This window comes from Gordonia phthalatica, assembly GCF_001305675.1.
GTDB classification, from domain to species: Bacteria; Actinomycetota; Actinomycetes; order Mycobacteriales; family Mycobacteriaceae; genus Gordonia; species Gordonia phthalatica.
The window spans coordinates 238,176-257,058 of sequence record NZ_CP011853.1 but is presented as its reverse complement, the minus strand read 5'-3'; the positions used below and the strand labels follow the sequence as shown (position 1 = coordinate 257,058).

Annotated in this window: 15 protein-coding genes; 2 read left to right on the top strand and 13 right to left on the bottom strand. The window is 67.9% G+C overall.

The window, feature by feature from the left end:
• Window positions 1-13 precede the first annotated feature (13 nt).
• The 13 genes from ACH46_RS01165 to ACH46_RS01105 form a co-directional block, all read right to left on the bottom strand.
• Complete coding sequence (locus ACH46_RS01165; protein ID WP_193392931.1) at window positions 14-1,444, bottom strand: alpha/beta hydrolase-fold protein; 1,431 nt, start codon at window positions 1,442-1,444, stop codon at window positions 14-16.
• Window positions 1,445-1,716: 272 nt separating this feature from the next.
• Window positions 1,717-2,715, bottom strand: a complete 999-nt coding sequence (locus ACH46_RS01160; protein ID WP_062391324.1) for an alpha/beta hydrolase — start codon at window positions 2,713-2,715, stop codon at window positions 1,717-1,719.
• 369 nt (window positions 2,716-3,084) lie between these two features.
• The gene (locus tag ACH46_RS01155) at window positions 3,085-5,178 is read right to left on the bottom strand and encodes an arabinofuranosyltransferase AftB family protein (RefSeq protein WP_226995719.1); all 2,094 of its coding nucleotides are present in this window, start codon (window positions 5,176-5,178) and stop codon (window positions 3,085-3,087) included.
• The gene (locus ACH46_RS01150) at window positions 5,165-6,088 is read right to left on the bottom strand and encodes a decaprenyl-phosphate phosphoribosyltransferase (RefSeq protein WP_062391323.1); all 924 of its coding nucleotides are present in this window, start codon (window positions 6,086-6,088) and stop codon (window positions 5,165-5,167) included. The genes ACH46_RS01155 and ACH46_RS01150 overlap by 14 nt, the downstream gene beginning before the upstream one ends.
• Window positions 6,089-6,098: 10 nt before the next feature.
• Window positions 6,099-6,716, bottom strand: a complete 618-nt coding sequence (locus ACH46_RS01145; protein WP_062391322.1) for a phosphatase PAP2 family protein — start codon at window positions 6,714-6,716, stop codon at window positions 6,099-6,101.
• Window positions 6,697-8,598, bottom strand: a complete 1,902-nt coding sequence (locus ACH46_RS01140; RefSeq protein ID WP_062391321.1) for a glycosyltransferase — start codon at window positions 8,596-8,598, stop codon at window positions 6,697-6,699. Before ACH46_RS01140 ends, ACH46_RS01145 begins: the two co-directional genes overlap by 20 nt.
• Complete coding sequence (glf, locus tag ACH46_RS01135; protein WP_062391320.1) at window positions 8,598-9,797, bottom strand: UDP-galactopyranose mutase; 1,200 nt, start codon at window positions 9,795-9,797, stop codon at window positions 8,598-8,600. Before glf ends, ACH46_RS01140 begins: the two co-directional genes overlap by 1 nt.
• 122 nt (window positions 9,798-9,919) lie before the next feature.
• Window positions 9,920-10,975: a mechanosensitive ion channel family protein gene (locus ACH46_RS01130; RefSeq protein WP_062391319.1), complete on the bottom strand. Its 1,056-nt coding sequence runs from the start codon at window positions 10,973-10,975 to the stop codon at window positions 9,920-9,922.
• 110 nt (window positions 10,976-11,085) lie between these two features.
• Window positions 11,086-12,690 (bottom strand): SpoIID/LytB domain-containing protein, encoded by a 1,605-nt coding sequence (locus ACH46_RS01125; RefSeq protein ID WP_062391318.1) that lies wholly within the window; start codon window positions 12,688-12,690, stop codon window positions 11,086-11,088.
• 145 nt (window positions 12,691-12,835) lie between these two features.
• Window positions 12,836-13,672, bottom strand: a complete 837-nt coding sequence (locus tag ACH46_RS01120) for an HAD hydrolase family protein (protein ID WP_062391317.1) — start codon at window positions 13,670-13,672, stop codon at window positions 12,836-12,838.
• Window positions 13,669-14,439: a lysophospholipid acyltransferase family protein gene (locus ACH46_RS01115; protein ID WP_062391316.1), complete on the bottom strand. Its 771-nt coding sequence runs from the start codon at window positions 14,437-14,439 to the stop codon at window positions 13,669-13,671. Before ACH46_RS01115 ends, ACH46_RS01120 begins: the two co-directional genes overlap by 4 nt.
• A 2-nt stretch (window positions 14,440-14,441) precedes the next feature.
• Window positions 14,442-15,212: a lysophospholipid acyltransferase family protein gene (locus ACH46_RS01110; RefSeq protein ID WP_062391315.1), complete on the bottom strand. Its 771-nt coding sequence runs from the start codon at window positions 15,210-15,212 to the stop codon at window positions 14,442-14,444.
• Between the two features lie 48 nt (window positions 15,213-15,260).
• Window positions 15,261-16,397: an acyl-CoA dehydrogenase family protein gene (locus tag ACH46_RS01105; RefSeq protein ID WP_062391314.1), complete on the bottom strand. Its 1,137-nt coding sequence runs from the start codon at window positions 16,395-16,397 to the stop codon at window positions 15,261-15,263.
• 97 nt (window positions 16,398-16,494) lie between these two features.
• Here ACH46_RS01105 and ACH46_RS01100 point away from each other — a divergent pair, with 97 nt between their 5' ends.
• Together ACH46_RS01100 and ACH46_RS01095 are read left to right on the top strand one after the other, a co-directional pair.
• Window positions 16,495-17,079, top strand: coding sequence for a TetR/AcrR family transcriptional regulator (locus ACH46_RS01100; protein WP_062391313.1), 585 nt, complete (start codon window positions 16,495-16,497; stop codon window positions 17,077-17,079).
• A gap of 99 nt (window positions 17,080-17,178) precedes the next feature.
• Entirely contained in the window at window positions 17,179-18,756 is a 1,578-nt protein-coding gene (locus ACH46_RS01095; protein WP_062391312.1) for an MBL fold metallo-hydrolase, read from the top strand.
• Window positions 18,757-18,883 lie beyond the last annotated feature (127 nt).

Sequence of the window (18,883 nt, the reverse complement as noted above, 5' to 3'; positions counted from 1 at the left end):
CGAGTGCAGCAGGTCACTCGACCTTGGCGCCGCCCTGCGGAGTCCAGGTGATCTTGCCGCGTTCGAAGGTGTTGAACTTGACCCCGTCGCGACCGGTCTGCTCGTCGCTCGTCGGCAGCCCCAGACGGTCGAACGCAGGCACGTAAGCGCCGCCGATCGCACCGCCGACCACCTTCGGGCCCTTGGGGCCGGTGAAGATCCGGCCGTTGCGGAAGTCCTGCGCACGACCGCCGGGAACCGCGTACTCGGGGGTGAGGCAGCCGCCGAGGCCCTTGACCTGGGGCGCCTTCTTGAACGCGTCCCCGACCGTGCAGGCGACCTTGTCGCTCCCGAGTCCCAGCGCACCGGCGGCCTGCGGCCACGCCTGCGCCATCTCGAACTCCCAGTAGGGCCAGGTGTGCGTGCCGGACGGGCGGTACACGGCCTGTCCCGGGATGCCGAGCTTGTTCAGTCGCGCGGCGAACTGCTGGCTGGTGACTCGCGACAGCACCTCCAGACCGACACCGGAGTAGTTGGTGGCGAGCATCGGGATGTCGGACGGCTTGTCGTGCGGTCCGACGACGCCGTTGCCCGACGAGATGTAGAGGCTGGTGCCGCGCAGCGCCTTGGCGAGCACGTACGGGTCGTGCTCCTTCCAGGCCGGATCGGTCGGCGGGCCGAACATCTTCATGGAGTCGTAGCCGCCACCGTCGCGCAGCGCGAACTGGATGGCCTGCGGCATGCCGTACGAGGAGAGCTGCAGGATGCCGGAGAACGACGCGGCGAACTTGTAGAAGCCGGGGTTGCGGGCGGCCAGCATCATCGCGGCGGAGCCTCCCATCGACAGGCCTTCCACACCGCGCACGTCGGTGGAGCGCCAATCCTTCTCGAGGATCGAGGGGAGCTCGTGGATCAGGAAGGTCTCCCACTTGTAGTTCTTACCGCGGTCGGGCTCCTTCCAGTCGGTGTAGAAGCTCGACTCGCCGCCGATCGGCAGGATCACGTTGACGTTCTTGTCCGCGTAGAACTGCTCGATGTTGGTGTTGAGGATCCAGCCGCTCTGATCGTCCTGCGCGCGCAGGCCGTCGAGCATGGTCAGCTGCGGGAACTTGGCGGACGGGTTCGAGAACCAGTCGCGCGCCAGCAGGATCTGCACCTGGATGTCGGTGTTCATGGCGGGCGAGTGCACCCAGACGGCGACGCGGTGCGCCGAGTACCAGAAGGTCTTGGTGACCGTGGCAGGCGGCGCGGGCTTCGCGGGCGCGGGCTTGGTCGACGGCTTGGCCGGTGCCGGCTTGTTGTTGTCGGCCTTCGGCTTGGGTGCGGGCTTGGCGGGCTCGTTCTGCGGCGGCTTCGGTGCGGGCTCGGCCAGTGCGGGCGCCGCACCGGTCGCGACCAGCGAGAAGGCCACGGCGACGCTCGCCGCGCCGCGCCGCGCCGCCGCCGTCTTGGTCCAGATCTTCACTGCGTGCTCCTCATAAGTCACCGACCGAGTTCTGTTTGCGCAACCTGCGATACCGCAGAGCGCCTCTCGTGTTTTGTACACGGGAATCGAAGAGAAGTGTGCGCGCCACGCTGTGACTCGTGTGAATTTTGTTGCGTGTGTGACTCAGAATCGTCGCCTGCACGAGCGGGCCGTCCCGTCGGCCGACGACAGACGGCAACAAAGACCGCACACACAGACAGAGCCGCGACACCCTTTCGGATGTCGCGGCTCTGTTCAGCGCGGAGTTTGTGTCAGTTGAAGAACCCGCGGGCCTTCGCGTTCCACAGCATGTCCTGCCAGTAACCCCAGGCGTGGGTGCCGTTGGCGGAGTACGACATCACCGGGACGCCCTGGACGAACGCCGCCGCCTCGAACGCCTTGGCCTGCGCGAAGGCGAGCAGTTCCAGCGGGGTGCCCTTGAACAGGTCGTCGAAGGTGTTGCCCGGGTAGTTGTAGCGACCGAAGAAGCCGTTGCCCGAACCGACGAAGACCTTCAGACCATGCATGCGGTTGATGAGCATGAACGGATCATTGGCCGTCCAGCGGGGACTCCACGGCGGACCCCACATCGCGTCGACGTTCCACGGGGCCGGGGCCACGTCGAGCATCGCCAGGCGGAGCGCGGTGCGCATGCCCGGAGCCGACAGGGTCAGGTAACCGGACAGCGAGCCCGCGGCGTAGTAGAGGTCGCGACGCTGTGCGGCGTGCGTCAGAGCGGCGCCGCCACCCATCGACAGACCCATGATCGCGTACTTGCCGCCCTTGCTGGCGAAGCCCTTGCTGCGGAGAGCCGGGACGAGGCGGTTGTCGATGACACAGCCCCACTTGTAGGCCTTGCGCTGGCCGTTGAAGTTCGACGGCGCATCCCAGTTGGTGTAGAAGCTGGCCGGGCCGCCGACGGGCATGACGACGTTGACGCCGTGGTCGGCGAGCGCTCGCGCGTTGGTCTCGATGTCCCAGCCGCTGCGGTTGTAGCCCGCGCGCATGCCGTCGAGCAGGATGACGGTGCGCTTGTTGCCAGCCTTCCGCCACGCCTGAACCTTGACCTGACCGGGCTTCATCGACCCGCCGCCGAAGGCGCCGTTGGTCGGCATCCCGCAGGCGTCGATCCAGAAGCCGGCGTACGAGGCCGCGCTCGACTGGCCCGCACCGATGGCGGTTCCCATCAGGCCCATCGCAGTGAGCACTGCGACCAGGACCGCCGTGAGCCGGCGCGAACCGGTCTTCGGCTTGCTCTCAACTACGCGCATTGACCGCTTTCTCCTAAAATCTGCTTTCACTCTCACGTGAACCTCAGGCTCCCGTAAGACGTTCTGCGTCTACGCGGTCGCGGTCGCAACGCAACACGCGTCACAACTGCAACCGGATAGAGCGAGCCTATTCGACTCACCCCACCTCACCAAACCTCGTGATCGGCATCACACCGCGAGATATCGGCATAACTCGTCCGGTCGAAGTACAGGATCCACCTGTGTTTCCGACCATGCCGTGTCTATCGCCTGATCGACTAAGGACGTTACCGTTTCGAGATCACCCGCGGCAAGCGGAGGAGCGGAAGCCGACACAGATCCCTCTCAGGCTCGCCTGCGGCAGCCCTCAGGATCTCCCGAGGTTCGCCGTCAGCGGACGGTGACGCCTGCGGGCATGGGGATGCCGCAGCGCAGCAGTTCGTACTTCGGTTCGCGGGCGATCCGGTACTTGTTGAACTCCTCGGCCTGGCGGAGATTGTGCCGGAAGCGCGCGAACGACCAGGTGTCCTTGTACGACGCGAACCGCGCCTGCGTCATCGGACAGGTGAGGGCTGCGCGGGCCATCTTCACTTCATCCTTGTCGATGAAGCCGGGGAAGCCCGAGATCCCACCGCTCTCGGCGACCACCCATTCGCTCGGCAGATGCTTGTCGTGCCCGATACGGCCGTCCGTGAGCCGCGGCGTATGTGCGGCCAGCGGATAGGCCAGGCCCATCTGATCGATCACGCGAACGTCCAGCGGGGCGTTCATGCTCGTCATGCCGAGGTTGAGGAAGAACACCGTCGTCTGTCGGGGGATGCCGGGCGGCATCTTCTTCGGCAGCGGCGACACGTACCACTCGTCGTAGTTGGCCGACGGCAGGATGACTCCGCCGCCCTCGGCCTCGGTCTCCTTGATGGTCTCGACCATGGCCCGCATGCGCGGGTAGTCGAGGTAGTCCTCCGCCGTGATGGGGTTCTCGTTGCCCATGTTGGTGACGTAGAAGCGGCGTTCGTCGACGATGCCGTCGCGGCCGATGTCCATGCCCGCGTTCGGCAGCACGGTCTGGTTGACGGCTGCACCCCACCAGACGGTGGTGATGACGCCGCCGAGCAGCAGGAGGCCGGCGCCGAGGCGGTAGCGGGAACTCTTGGTGGCGAGCGTCGTCGGGATGCCGACCGGGATCACCATGACCGGCAGGAGCAGCACGAAGATCGGCGAGAGCAGGACGCGACCGTGCATGAAGTCGCCGCCCTGGCGCAGCCAGTAGAGCCCCAGGATCAGACCCGACACCACGACCACCGTGACCACGCCGCCCTGGCTCTGCAGGCGATCGACGATCCATCCCCACGCACCGGTGACGCGGCGTGCGGGTGAGGGCTTCTCGCGCTCCAGGACGCCACCGTAGCCATCCGCCGTTTCTGCGGTCGACGCTGCGGGCCGGTTCGTCAGCGACAGGATCGCCAGCAGGAGGCCGGCGACGATCGCGACGATCACCGGGAGCAGCAGGGTGTACGGGGTGAAGAGGTTGGTGAGGTACGCGAAGCCCTGATCCCACTTGGCTCCGCTCGCATCCTTGGCGATGGCCGGGTTCGGGACCAGCACGGCGTAGTAGCCCATGCGGAAGATCTGGTAGCCGACCGGCAGGGCGCCGGCGACGACGACCATCGCGAGGCGCATGCGCCAGCCGATCCGGGTGACGAACATCGCCAGCAGCACCAGACCGCCGAAGACCGCCATCTCGGGGCGGATCAACGGTGCCAGACCGGCCGTGAACGCGAGGATCAGGAAGGCGGCGCGCGACCGGACGGAGCGGTCGGCCGGGTCGCGTCGCCCCCAGGCCAGGAACTGGCACCAGAGGATCGCGATCCAGAAGAGGGTCAGACCGTTCTCCAGGCCCGACGTCGCGAAGTCGCGGGCGGGCGGGATGACGATGTAGACGACGGCGCCCAGCGGGGCCAGCAGGGTGATGCCCGGGCCCAACGCGCGACGCCCGTACAGGCGGGCGGTCCCGTACATGGCCAGCGGCACCGCCGAGACCGACAGGATCAGTGCCAGCCACAGCGCCACGTACTCGGTGTGCTCGGCACCGGTGACCCACGCCCAGAACCAGTTGAGGTAGGTCCAGACGGTGGAGGTGTTGGCCTCCACCCGCTCGCCGGCGTTGAACACCGGTCCGTTGCCCGCGAGGAGGTTGCGGACGGTACGCAGCACGATCAGACCGTCGTCGGCGATCCAGCGGCGCTGCCACGCGCCGATCGCGAAGAAGACGGTGACGACGACGGCACCGATGGCGAAACTGGTCGCCGGGACGATCAGTCGGCGACGGCTCGGGCCGTCGACGGCCGTCTCCGGGGTGCGCTCCGCGGCGGTCTCGGAGCCGCCGTCGGACGTGTCGTCGGGATCGGTGTCCGTGGCGATCGGGATCAGGGCCGTCACATCGTCGGGATGCGGCGCCCGAGAATCGTCGTCAGAACGGGGCATAGACCGCGACTCCCACGAGGACGACCCACGCCAACGCCAGGAATTGCAGCACGCGGTCGCCCAGAGCGACCTCTTCCGGTTCCCCGGCCTCGCCGCCGTCGACGTCGACCGCGTAGCGCAGGATCGCGATAGTGAACGGAACCATGGAGATGGCGTAGAAGACGTTGTCGCCGCGGTCCTCGTCGAAGGCCCACAGTCCGTAGCAGAGGACGACGGCGGTGGCCGCGAGCGTCCACACGAAACGCAGGTATGTGGTGGTGTAGTACTGCAGCGACTTGCGGATCTTGGCACCGGTCCGCTCGGCCAGCTGCAGTTCGGCGTAGCGCTTGCCCGCCGCCATGAACAGCGAACCGAAGGCCATCACCAGCAGGAACCACTTCGACAGGCCCTCGGGCAGCTCGGCGGCCACGCCACCGGCGATCGCGCGGAGCAGGAAGCCCGACGAGACGATGCAGATGTCGACGACGGCCTGGTGCTTGAGTCCGAAGCAGTAGCCCAGTTGGATCACCAGGTACACCGCGATGGTGACCGCGGTCTGCCAGTTGGCGAGGAACGCGATCCCGATCGACGCGGCCGCGAGCACCACGGCCAGGACGAATGCGAAGTTCCGCGGGACCACGCCCGCTGCGATGGGGCGGAAGCGCTTGGTCGGGTGCTGGCGGTCGGCCTCCACGTCGAGTGCGTCGTTGATCAGGTAGATCGACGACGCGACCAGGCAGAACGCGACGAAGGCGATGCCGACATTGCCCATCCGGGCCGGGTCGGTCAGGGTGTCGGTGCCCGCCGCCATCGGCGCGGCGAGAACGAGGACGTTCTTGACCCACTGCCGCGGGCGGAGCGCCTTGATCAGGCCGGTGGCCAGATTCTTCGGCGGCCCTGCGGTGCCGTTCTCGATCGGCTCCTCGCTCATGGGTGGTTCCTCACTTGCTCACGGTAGAACGGTCTGCTGCGGCGACTCGAGAGTCTGCGACGATCACCGCCGCCGCGGTCAATGCGCCGACGAGCGCTCCCGCGGCCACATCGGAAGGGTAATGGACGCCCAGAACCAGACGCGAGGCGAGCATCGGCGGGACGATCGCGGCGGGCGCCAGGATCGCGCCGCCGGGCACGCCGGAGGCCCGCCCCAGCAGGATCGCCGCGGCGGTGGTCGACGTCGCGTGGCTCGACGGGAAGCTCAGCTTGCTGGGCGTTCCGACGCCGATTCGGATGTCGGGGTGGTTCGGGCGCTTGCGCCGGACCACGCGCTTGATGACGACGGACGCCGCGTGGGCGACGAACGCTCCCGCACCGGCCTCGACGTAGCGGCGTCGTGCGTCGACGTCGCCGCGGCGGTGCGCCGCATAGGCACCCGCACCGGCGAGCGCCAGCCAGCCGAGCGAGTGCTCGCCGAAGTGCGAGAGGCCGCGGGCCGCGGGCAGCACGCCCGGACGGTCGGCCAGGGCGCCCTGGATGGCGACGAGCGCACCGGCCTCACCGGTCGCCGGTGCCACCGCACCCGCCGTATCCGCAGCGGTCTGATCAATCGATTCCGAAGACACGGGCCCAGCTCTCCTTGCTCACCAGATCGTCGTGCGCGGCACGGTACTCGCTGCGCTTGGCGTCGAACTCGTCGCGCAGCTGCTTCACGAGCGCCGCCGACTCGCGGCCGAGGGCGATCATCGTGTCGCGATCGCGCTGGCGGTACACCACTCCCCGACCGTCCGCGGTGGTGACGGTGACGCCGTCGACGCGGCCCAGCGAGAACCAGCGCGCCTCGATCGGCGGGTAGTTGGCCTGCGGAACGCTGTGGTGGCGCGGGTCGGCGGGGCGCGCGTTGTTCACGACCGCCGCTGCCAGGGCCTTGATCTTGGCGACCGGTCCCTTCGGCTCGTTGACGCCCAGCGCCGTCGCCTCACCGGTGGTGGGCGGCAGGTCGGTGGCCGACGGCAGCACCACGGCGTCCGGATAGCCCTTGCGGATCCCGGCGACCTTCCCGAGGGCGGTCGGCAGGATGGACCGGATGTGGTCGGGACCGGCGAGGAAGTCGCGGATCGCCTCGTTCTGGATGGCGACCGTCGAGTACTCCAGGCACAGCAGGTGCTTGGCGGTGGCCTTCGCCATCGAAGTCAGGATGCCGTCGATCGAGCCGTCGGTGTAGATCGATGCCACCACCAGGCGGTTCCGCAGGTGGAAGTAGGCCTGCCAGTCGATGGCGTCGTCCTTGTCGCTCCAGGCCATGTGCCAGATCGCGATTCCCGGGACGGTCGCCGTCGGATAGCCCGCACGCTCGGCGCGGAGCGCGAACTCCCAGTCGTCCCACTTGATGAACAGCGGCATCGGCAGGCCGATGGTCTCGGCGACCTCGCGCGGGATCATGCACATCCACCAGCCGTTGCCCTCGACGTCGATGCGTCGATGCAGGTTCTTGGAGTTGTCGCGATCGCTCAGCGGGTACTTGGAGAAGTCGTGGTCGTACTCGACGAACGGCGCAGCGGTCCACATGAACTTGTGCCGGTCGATGACCTCGCCCATGCAGTGCAGGTGGCTGCGGTCCTGCAGGTTCAGCATCTGACCGCCGACCAGCATCGGCGACTTCGCGAACCGCGACAGCGCCAGCGCACGCAGGATCGAGTCGGGCTCGATCATGATGTCGTCGTCCATGTACAGGATGTACGGGCTGTCGGTCAGGCGCAACGCCTCGTACATGATGCGCGAGTAGCCGCCCGATCCGCCGAGGTTGCCCTGGTCGAAGATGTGGAGGCGGTCGCCGAGCCGCTCGGCGGCCTCGGTGTAGCCGGCCTGGTCGACGACCTTCTTGGTGCCCTGGTCGGGCATCAGGACCGCGTCCACGACGGCGTCGACCCGCGGGTCCGACGTCAGCGCGGCGAGTGCGGCGACGGCGTCGGCCGGGCGGTTGAACGTGGGGATTCCCACGGTGACATTCGGGGAGCCCGCGCTCGGCTCGATCGGCGCGTACCAGCCGGCCGAGATGATCTCGGAGTCCGTGTCGGTGGTGACGTCGAACCAGATCCAGCCGCCGTCCTCGAACGGGCCCAGGTCGGTCTCGAACTCGAACACGCCGGTTCCATCGGATCCCAGCTGAACCAGATCGCCGCCGATCGCGATGCGCGAACCGTCGATCTTGGAGCGGTACAGGTCCACGCGGGCGGTGCCCCGGACCTCGACGCGCAGGACCACGGACTCCAGGACGCTCCAGCGGCGCCAGTACGACGCCGCGAAGGCGTTGAAGTAGGTGGCGAAGCTGACCTCGGACTCACCGCTCAGCGTGACGCTGGTGCGGTCATCGGAGGCGTGCGCGCGCGAGGAGTTGCTCTCGGACTCCACCAGGTACAGCGAGCGCACGTCGAGCGGCTCGCCCGGTCGCGGGAAGATGACCCGCTGCAGCAGGCTGACGGCCTTGCTCTGTGGTGTGTCGGTCATCAATTGACTCCCTCGGCCAGCGGTGCACCGTCGCGCAGGTGCGGGGCCAGCGTGTTGTCGAACATGGTGAGCGCACTCGCGATCGCCATGTGCATGTCCAGGTACTGATAGGTGCCCAGGCGTCCGCCGAACAGCACCTTCGACGACGCCGCCTCGGCCTTCGCCAGGTCGCGGTAGGCGGCGAGCATCTCGCGGTCGTCGGGGGTGTTGATCGGGTAGTAGGGCTCGTCGTCGTCCTTGGCGAAGCGCCCGAACTCGCGCATGATCACCGTCTTGTCGGACGGGTAGCTCTTCCGTTCCGGGTGGAAGTGCCGGAACTCGTGGATGCGGGTGAACGGCACGTCGGCGTCGTTGTAGTTCATCACCGGGGTGCCCTGGAAGTCGCCGGTCGGCAGCACCTCGAGCTCGAAGTCGAGCGTGCGCCAGCCCAGGCGGCCTGCCGAGTAATCGAAGTAGCGGTCCAGCGGTCCGGTGTAGACCACCGGAGCGTCCGGGCTGGCGGCGCGGATCTCGTCGCGCACGTCGAACCAGTCCGTCGACAGACGGACCTCGATCCGATCGTCCGCAGCCATGTTCTCCAGCCACGCGGTGTAGCCCTCCGTCGGGAGGCCCTCGTGGGTGTCGTTGAAGTAGCGGTTGTCGAAGTTGTAGCGGACCGGCAGCCGGGTGATGTTGCCCGCGGGCAGATTCTTGGGATCGGTCTCCCACTGCTTGGCGGTGTAGTGCTTGATGAACGCCTCGTAGAGCGGGCGTCCGACCAGGCTGATCGCCTTCTCCTCGAAGTTGGCGGCCTCGCTGGTCTCCACCTCGGCGGCCTGCTCGGCGATCAGTGCGCGCGCCTCGTCGGGCGTGAAGTACCTGCCGAAGAACTGCGACACCAGGCCGAGCCCCATCGGGAACTGGTAGGCCTGGCCGTCGTGCATCGCGAAGACGCGGTGCTGGTACCCGGTGAACGAGGTGAACTGGTTGACGTACTCCCACACGCGCTCGTTGGAGGTGTGGAACAGGTGGGCGCCGTACTTGTGGACCTCGATGCCGGTCTCCGGCTCGGCCTCCGAGTACGCGTTGCCACCGATGTGGTCACGCCGTTCGACGACGAGCACTCGCTTGCCGAGCTGGGTCGCGGCCCGCTCAGCGACGGTCAGGCCGTAGAAGCCGGAGCCGACCACGATGAGGTCGTATGTGCTGTTCTTCGTCACGGCTGTTCAGCCTATCGGACCGTTCCTGAGTATTTCCGCAGCACGCGCGTCGGTCGCTGTGAGATTCCTCGGTCGGCCGTCACCCACATCACAGCTCGCCGACCGACGCCGGGAGCGCGCCGCTATGTGCCCTCGGACCCCGATCGCGCGAGCACCGGCAGCCCGCCCGGATACGGCGCTTCGATGCCCGCGTCGTCGAACGCGAGCCGGATGCGTCGACGAAGCTCCCGTTCCACCGCCCACTGGTGGTTGGCGCGAGTCACCACTGACATCCGCAGGGTCCACGAGTCGGCCGAGAGCTGGTTGACGCCCTGCAGTTCCGGTGCGGACAGGAGGTTGGACTTCATCGGTTCCTCCGCCGACGCCGCGGTCGCCGTCTCCAGAGCGACGGCACACGCGCGGTCGACGTCCGAGCGATACGAGACCGGGAACTCGAGGAAGGCGACACCGAAGTCCTGGCTGTAGTTGCCGACGCGCATGATCTCTCCGTTCCTGCAGTACCAGAGGGTTCCGTGCAGGTCACGGACCGCGGTGACGCGCAGGCCGACACTCTCGACCGTGCCGGAGGCCTCTCCGAGGTCCACCCAGTCTCCGACGCCGTACTGGTCCTCGAAGAGCATGAACAGTCCCGAGAGGAAGTCGCGGACGAGCGCTTGAGCACCGAAACCGATGGCGACACCGACGATTCCGGCCGACGCGATCAGCGGCGCCACGTTGACGCCGAGGATGCCGAGGCTCTGCAACAGGATCCACAGCAGGACGAGGAACGACACCAGCGACTTCAGTACCGAGCCGATGGTGGCGAGCCGCTGGGCGCGACGCTCGTCACGCTGCCGATCCGCGCGGACGTCCGACGCGTTACGTCTGCGGCCGTGTTTTCTGACGAGAGCCGCGGTCAGCCCCTTGCCCGCATCGGCGCTCACCCTCGAGGACGCGGTCTCGTCGGCGGCGTCCAACGCCTCGGCGGCGCGCTGACGCTTCTCGGCACGCTTCTGTGCCCGTCGCACCTTCCGGGACGGCGATCCCTCCCCCGAGGGAGGCTTGGTGGCACCGTCGATCGCCCGATGCAGGACGTACCGAACGACGATTCCCAGCGCGATGTAGATCGCGATCTGGACGGGCTTGTCCACCAGCCATGCTTGACCAGTGTCCGTGAGTCGAAACGCTAGATCAGTCATGACCCGAGCCTACGGATCCCTTCTCGGCGCCGCCGTTCCCGAAAACGACTTACTCCGTACTTCTGGACCGCTATGTGGTCCAGAAGTACGGAGTAAGCGTCAGCTGGGGGTCAGACCAGTCCGTCGACGTTCGGGAAGCCGAGCTTCTGCAGGCCGCCTGCCGCCAGGAAGTCGGTGAGCGCCTGCCCCATGAGGGCGTGCGCGCCGGTGGCCGGACTGAAGTACAGGACGCCGTTCTCGAGGACCTGGACCAGACCGGGCATCCCCTTGCCGTCGGTCAGCAGCTCGGGCTTGGCGACGGTACCGGTGGAGCCCTGCGAGTTGTCGCTCTTCTCGAGCGCGACCCGCTTGGCGTCGAGCGACTTGACGCCCTCGGTCAGCAGCTTCTCCACCATGGGGCGGATCTGCTCGGTGAGTCCGGCGATGTCGGGCAGGCCGACGGCCGAGAAGCCCGGCAGGATCTGATTCAGGAGCGCATTGATCGGGCTCAGGTCCAGGAAGCCGCCGCCCGGCGCCTCGGGGCCGACCTGCGGCCGCACGATCTTCGGCATGGACTTCTGGCCCTGAACGGCGAACCAATCGGACTTCAGCTGCAGCTTGGTGCGCGCCTCGTCGCCGGTGGCTTCGACGGTGCCGCCGCTGCCGACCACGCGAACCTTGATGACGCGACCGCTGCCCTCACCGAGACCGTTTGCCTCGATGACCTCGAAGCTCTTGAGCGCGCCGACGCCGAAGGCCGAGCCGATGCTCGACGCGCTGACGGTCGCCGTCCAGTTGTGGGTCGGCGAGATGGAGTCGCCGTCGTCGCGGACGGCGGGGAACAGCCCGCCCGCGGTGTAACCGCCGGTCGACGCCGAGAACTCGGTGAGTGCGGGCTTGCCGTTCAGGAGGCGGATCTGGCCTGCGGTCGCATCGGCGGCACGGCTGGTGCGCGGATCCTCACCAGAGGCGCCGTGGTACATCTGCGACTGCTGGGTGTTGTCGATCTTGCGACCCTGCGCCAGACCGGCCAGGACGTACGAGCGCGCCGCGACGGCCTGCGCCTTCAGCGCCTCGAAGCCGCCGGAATCGGCCCACGACGGCATGGACTCCTTGGGGATGACGCCCTTGACGTAGTCGTCGACGTGCAGCTTGTTGACGACACCGCCGGCACCGAGCGCGAGAGACCCGCGGTACTGGTCGCCGCCGTTGCAGAAGGTCAGGAGTTCGTTCGCCGGACGGTTGGGGCCCGCCGCGATCGGATCCACCTGGGTGGCGGGAACAGTCTTCACCACGGCGCCGCCGCAACCCGCGGTGATGGTGGCGGTGGTCCCGGACAGACGGACTGCCTGCCCGGGATCGACCTTCACCGTGCCTACGCGCATTCCGGCACCCGCATGAACACTGACCGACGACTTCTCGCTGAGCGAGACCGTGATGTCGGGAGTGCCCACCTTCCCCGCGGTGGTGTTGCCGTAGAAGTGCTTCAGGATCCGGTCTGCCGACCAGCCCTTCTTCGCGTAGCCGTACGCACCCCACTGGCCCATGCCGCGACCGTGTCCATGGCCGTGGCCCGCCAGGGTGATGGGCGTGCTCGCCGCCAGCGTGACGCCGTCGGACGAGAACACCTCGGTGCCTCCGACGACCAGACCGCCTGCCAGCAGCGCGGGCGCAAGCCCCAGAGCTGCGAAAGTGAGAGTTCGCTTCTTGGCACGGTTGGGTCGAACATTCGGCACTGCATTACCCCTTTGGAGGAACCACGCATGCTGTGGCTCGTGTGACTAGTGGGACTTCTGTGACTGTAGTGACTCCCTTGAGGAGACGACAAGTTCACACGGTCACAACCGGGTCACACTTCAGGGGCGGCCGATCAGGCCTGGTCTAGAACCAGCGCTCGAGAACCTTCGCGACGCCGTCGTCGACGTTCGACGCGGTGATCTCGTCGGCGGCGTCCAACGCCGCTGGATTCCCGTGGCCCATCGCGACGCCGTGCGCCGCCCAGCGGAGCATCTCGATGTCGTTGGGCATGTCACCGAACGCGATCGTCGCACTGCCGTCGACGTCGCACTCGGCGGTCAGCCACGACAGGCCCGACGCCTTGTGGGTGGCTGGGACGGAGAACTCCACCAGGCCGGTGTCGATGGAGAAGGTGACCTCGGCCAGATCGCCGAGGTGCGGGGCGACCGCCGCGGCCATGGCGTGCGACGACATCCCGGGCATGCGCGCGAGCAGTTTCACCGCGGGCTCCCCCACCACTTCGTCCCGACTCACGTACACGTGGTCCGGGTTGAGCCACGCGTGCTCGTAGCCCGGGGTCGCGACGAAGGGTTCGGTGGCCGCGTCGAACGCCGAGGCCCCGGCGCGCTCGGCGGCCAGACCGCAACCTGGCAGCAGGTCGACGCAGAGCTGCGCGATCTGCGCCAGGGCGGCCGGCTGCAGGGCCGCGACGTGCAGCACCCGATCGGCGGCGACGTCGTAGACGATCGCACCGTTGGCGCACACCGCGTAGCGGACGGCGGCCGGCGTGTCCGCCAGCTGATCGGTGATCTGCGGGATCCAGCGCGGCGGCCGGCCGGTGGCGAGCACGAGCTCCACCCCCTCGGCGCGGGCGCGGGTCAGGACCGCGACGGTGCGATCGGTGACGCGATCGTCATCGTCGATCAGGGTGCCGTCGACGTCCGACGCGATCAGCGAGGGCGGTCCGAATGCGGTGGTCATCGTGACTTCTTCCGTTTCTTCTCGGCGCGGCGGGCGGCCTTCTCGGCGGCCTCCGCGTCTTCGATCACGAGGGCGGACTCCGGCGTCGGCGCACCACCGCCGAGCCGAGCGGGCACCCAGTCGGCGCCGGCCGGGGCCTCGGGATAGCGAGACTGGACGCGGTGCAGCAGTTCGAGCATCGCCTCGCGGAGTTCGGCGGTCTGCTCGTGGAGATCGCCGTCGGCCGAGAACAGCATGGGTTCGCCGAATTCGACGTCGATCGGGATGCCGTCGCGTCCCATGCGACGTTCGACGCCCTTGCTCCACTGCCGGTGGGCACCCCAGACGATCGCCGGGATCACCGGGGCCTGGGCTTCGACCGCCATTCGGACCGCGCCCGACTTGAACTCCTTGAGTTCGAAGCTGCGGCTGATGGTCGATTCTGGGTACACCGCGATCAGCTCTCCGGCGCGCAGCGCCTGGACCGCAGCACGGTAGGCCTCACCGCCTGCGGTGCGGTCGACCGGCACCGCCCGCGCGTGATGCACCAGGTAGCGCATGATCCCGATGTCCATGAGCTCGGACTTCACCAGGAACCGCGCCCGGCGACCGCGCGTCCGCAGGGCCAGGCCCAGCGGCATGAAGTCGACGTAGCCGGTGTGATTGATGGCGAGGACGGCGCCGCCCTCGGCGGGGACGTGCTCCGCACCGAACACCCGACGGTGCGTGCCCTGAACGGCGTGGATCGTCGACGCCAGCCCTTCGAGGACTCGATACACGGGTTCCATGGTCAGTTCGCGTCACCCTGCTGTTCGCGGGCAGCGCGCTTGGCCGCCTTGGCCTCGGCGTCGGCGGCGTCCATGGCGTTCGCCTCCTCGAGGGTCGGCGCACCGCCCCCGCGGGCGGCCGGAACCCAGAACTCGCCGGCCGGGTACGGGCCGTAGGCGTCCTGCAGTTCGGTGAGCTTGGCGCGCATCGACTCGTGGAGCCGTGCCGTCAACTGCTCCGGCGTCCCTTCGGGCGCGATCGGCTCGGCGACGCCCACCAGGATCTTGTAGCCGTTGCGCCCCATGCTGCGGGGCTGCCCCTTGGTCCAGATGCGCTGCGCGCCCCACACGATGGTCGGGACCAGGGGTGCCCCCGACTCCAGCGCCATGCGGGCGGCACCGCTCTTGAAGGACTTCAACTCGAAGCTGCGGCTGATGGTGGCCTCGGGGTACACGCCGACCAGCTCGCCGCGCTTCAGGTAGTCGACGGCGTCGTGATAGCTCTGCGCACCGTTCGCGCGGTCGACGGGGATGTGCTTGAGCGCGCGCATGATGGGGCCGCCGAACTTGTTGTCGAAGACCTCCTTCTTCGCCATGAACCGCACGTACCGGCGTCCCTGCAGGAATGCCGGGATGCCTGCGAACGTGAAGTCGAGGTAACCGGTGTGGTTGAAGGCGACGACACCCGGTCCCTCGGCCGGCACGTTCTCCACCCCGGAGATCTCGAACTTCAGTCCCTGGGCGAGCCACAGCATGCGAGCGGTGGACACGACGGACGCGTAGACGGGTTCCATGGGGGCGAGTTTAGTCGGTTGATACGACACCGCCCGACGCTGAAGGCGTCAGGCCAGCGAACGACTGATGACCAGACGCTGGATCTGGTTGGTGCCCTCGAAGATCTGGGTGATCTTGGCTTCCCGCATCAGCCGCTCAGGGCGGAAGTCGCGGGTGTAGCCGTTGCCGCCCAGCACCTGCACCGCGTCGGTGGTGACCTTCATGGCGGCGTCGGTGGCGACCAGTTTCGCGACCGAGGCGTTGCGCGAGTAGGGCAGTCCGGCGTCGCGTCGTCGTGCGGCGTCCAGGTAGGTGGCGCGCGCAGACTCGACGGCGGCGGCCATGTCGGCGAGGAGGAAGCCGAGGCCCTGATGGTCGATGATCTTGCGACCGAAGGTCTCCCGCTCCTTGGCGTAGGCGACGGCCTCGTCGAGGGCGGCCTGCGCGATTCCGGTGGCGACGGCCGCGATGCCGAGGCGCCCGGAGTCTAGCGCGCTGAACGCGATCTGCAGGCCCTGTCCCTCCGCGCCGATACGACGGTCCTCGGGCAGGTGGACGTCGTCGTAGCGGGCGGAGGTGGTGGGGACCGCGGTCAGGCCCATCTTCTCCTCGGGCCGACCGAAGGAGAGGCCGTCGATCCCATCGGGGACCAGGAAGCAGGAGATGCCCTTGGAGCCCTCGCCGGTCCGCGCGAAGAGGTTGTAGTAGTTCGCGATGCCGCCGTGGGTGATCCATGCCTTCTCGCCGGTGATGCGGTAGCCGTCGTCGGTCTTGGTCGCCCGGCAGGCCAGGGCGGCCGCGTCGGAGCCGGCCTGGGGCTCGGACAGGCTGTACGCGCCGACGGTGGTGCCGCCGAACATCTCCGGCAGGAAGCGCTCCTTCTGCTCCTGCGTGCCGAAGGCGAAGGTCGGATAGCAGGCGAGGCTGTGCACGCTGACCGCGACGCCGACGGCCGCCCAGCGTGCGGCGATCTCTTCGAGGACCTGCAGGTACACCTCGTACGGCTGGTCGCCGCCGCCCCACTCCTCCGGGTACGGCAGACTCAGCAGCCCCGCGGCGCCGAGCTGAGCGAAGACCTCCGCTGGGTACGTCTCGTCCTTCTCGTACTGATCGACGATCGGATCCATCACCTTGTCGCAGATGTCCCGCGTGAGTTCGATGAGCGCGTGGGCTTCGTCGGTCGGGAGCAGGCGGTTCACGGGCACGGGAGTCTCCTCGTCGAGGTGGAACAGTACTGAATCAGACCTCACAGTACTGCCGACGAACCAGTACTACAAGAGTTCCCGCAGTACCATTCAGGTCATGTCCGAGACGCCTGCCACCGACTTCGCGACCGCGCGACGGTCGCAGCTGTTCGACGAACTCCTCGCCCTGTTCCTCGCCGAGGGCTTCGCGCACCTCACGCTCGACGCCGTCGCCGCACGGCTGCACTGCTCCAAGTCGACGCTGTACACGCTCGCCGGCAGCAAGGGCGACCTCGTGCGCGCCGCCACGATCGGCTTCTTCCGCGGCGCCGCCGAGGACGTCGAGGCCGCCGTCGCCGCGCAGGTCTCGCCGCGGGCCCAGATCACCGCCTACCTCTCCGCCGTGGGTCGCGCACTGTCCGCGGCCTCTCCGCAGTTCCTGGCCGACCTCGCGGCCTTCGCTCCCGCGCGGGAGGCCTACGAGCAGAACACTGCGATCGCCGCCGCCCGGGTCAAGGAGTTGATCGACGCCGGCGTGGAGGCCGGCGAGTTCCGCCGCGTCCACGCCGTCTTCGCCGCCGACCTGGCCGCGTCGACCATGGTCCGCATCCAGCAGGGCGACGTCCGGGCCGCCACCGGCCTCGACGACGCCGGCGCCTACCGGGAGCTCGCGGCGATCCTCACGGCGGGCATCAGCGTGTGAGCAAGCCCGCGGGGACCTTCGCCTCACACGGTTAGGCGCTGGGGCGGCCTGCGGCGATACCCTGTCAAGGCAGCACCCTCATCGAAAGGCACAGCCACCGTGCAGATCACCAGCATCGGCCACGCCGGATTCCACATCCAGACCGCGGCCGGGTCCATCCTCTGCGACCCCTGGGTCAACCCGGCGTACTTCGCGTCGTGGATTCCGTTCCCGGACAACACCGAGTTGGATTGGAAGAAGCTCGGCGACTGCGACTACCTGTACGTGTCGCATCTGCACCGCGATCACTACGACCGCCAGAATCTGCTCGACAACGTCAACAAGGACGCCACCGTCCTGCTGCCGGACTACCCGGTGCCGGATCTGCGCCACGAGCTCGAGAGCCTCGGCTTCACGAAGTTCGTCGAGACCGACGACTCGACGAAGCACACCGTGTCCGGCCCCAACGGCGACCTCGACATCATGATCATCGCGCTGCGTGCCCCCGCCGACGGTCCGATCGGCGACTCCGGCCTCATCGTCGACGACGGCGAGACCGTCTGCTTCAACATGAACGACGCCCGCCCCGTCGACCTGGACATGGTGAACGAGCAGTTCGGCCGCGTCGACGTCCACCTGCTGCAGTACTCGGGCGCCATCTGGTACCCGATGGTCTACGACATCCCCCGCAAGTCGAAGGCCAACTTCGCGATCCAGAAGCGTCAGCGCGGCATGGATCGCGCCCGCTCGTACATCGAGCAGGTCGGCGCCACGTGGGTGGTCCCGTCGGCCGGTCCGCCGATGTTCCTGGACGACGACCTGTTCGCGCTCAACGACTTGGGCACCGGCAGCGACTCGGACAAGGCCAGCATCTTCCCCGATCAGGCGGAGTTCCTGGAGCAGATGCGCGTCCACGGCACCGACGACGGCGTCAAGCACCGCGGCCTGATGATGGTCTCCGGTTCGACCGCCGACTTCGCGGGCGCCGAGCTGACGTCCGTCGAGCACCCGTACCCGCCGGAGAACGTCTTCGGCGAGAACAAGAAGGCCTACCTGGAGTCGATGAAGGAGAAGTTCGCTCCGATCATCGCCGCAGAGAAGGCCACCTGGGCCCCGGCCGAGGGACCGTCGCTGCTTGAGCCGCTGCGCGACAAGTTCGAGCCGATCATGAAGCAGTCGGACCTGATCTGCGACGGCATCGGCTACCCCGTCGGACTCGTCGTGGGCGATGACACCTACGTCCTGGACTTCCCGCAGCGGACGGTTCGGATGCGCGAGGACGGCGACGGCAAATACCGCTACGGCTTCCGCATCCCGGCGGAACTGGTCCGCACCGTGCTGCGCGACGACGAGCCGGACTGGGTCAACACCATCTTCCTGTCGACGCGCTTCACCACGTGGCGCATCGGCGGGTACAACGAGTACCTGTACACCTTCTTCAAGTGCCTCACCGACGAGCGCATCGCGTACGCCGACGGCTGGTTCTCCGAAGCGCACGACGACTCCTCGTCCATCGAGCTCGACGGTTGGACCATCCAGCGCCGCTGCCCGCACCTGAAGGCGGACTTGAGCAAGTTCGGCGTCGTCGACGACGGAAAGCTCACCTGCAACCTGCACGGATGGCAGTGGGATCTGGCCAGCGGCCGCTGCCTGACCTCGAAGGGACACGAGCTCCGCTCGGAGCGCTGCGCCCCGTAATCCCGGCGTCTCCGTCGATTCCGTCATTCAAGCGGACTATGCGGCACCCGACCCGTGCAACAACCGTTGTCATCGTGGTACCTTGACCTCAGGTTGCGGGACGTTCAGTCCCGCTCCGCTGTGCTCG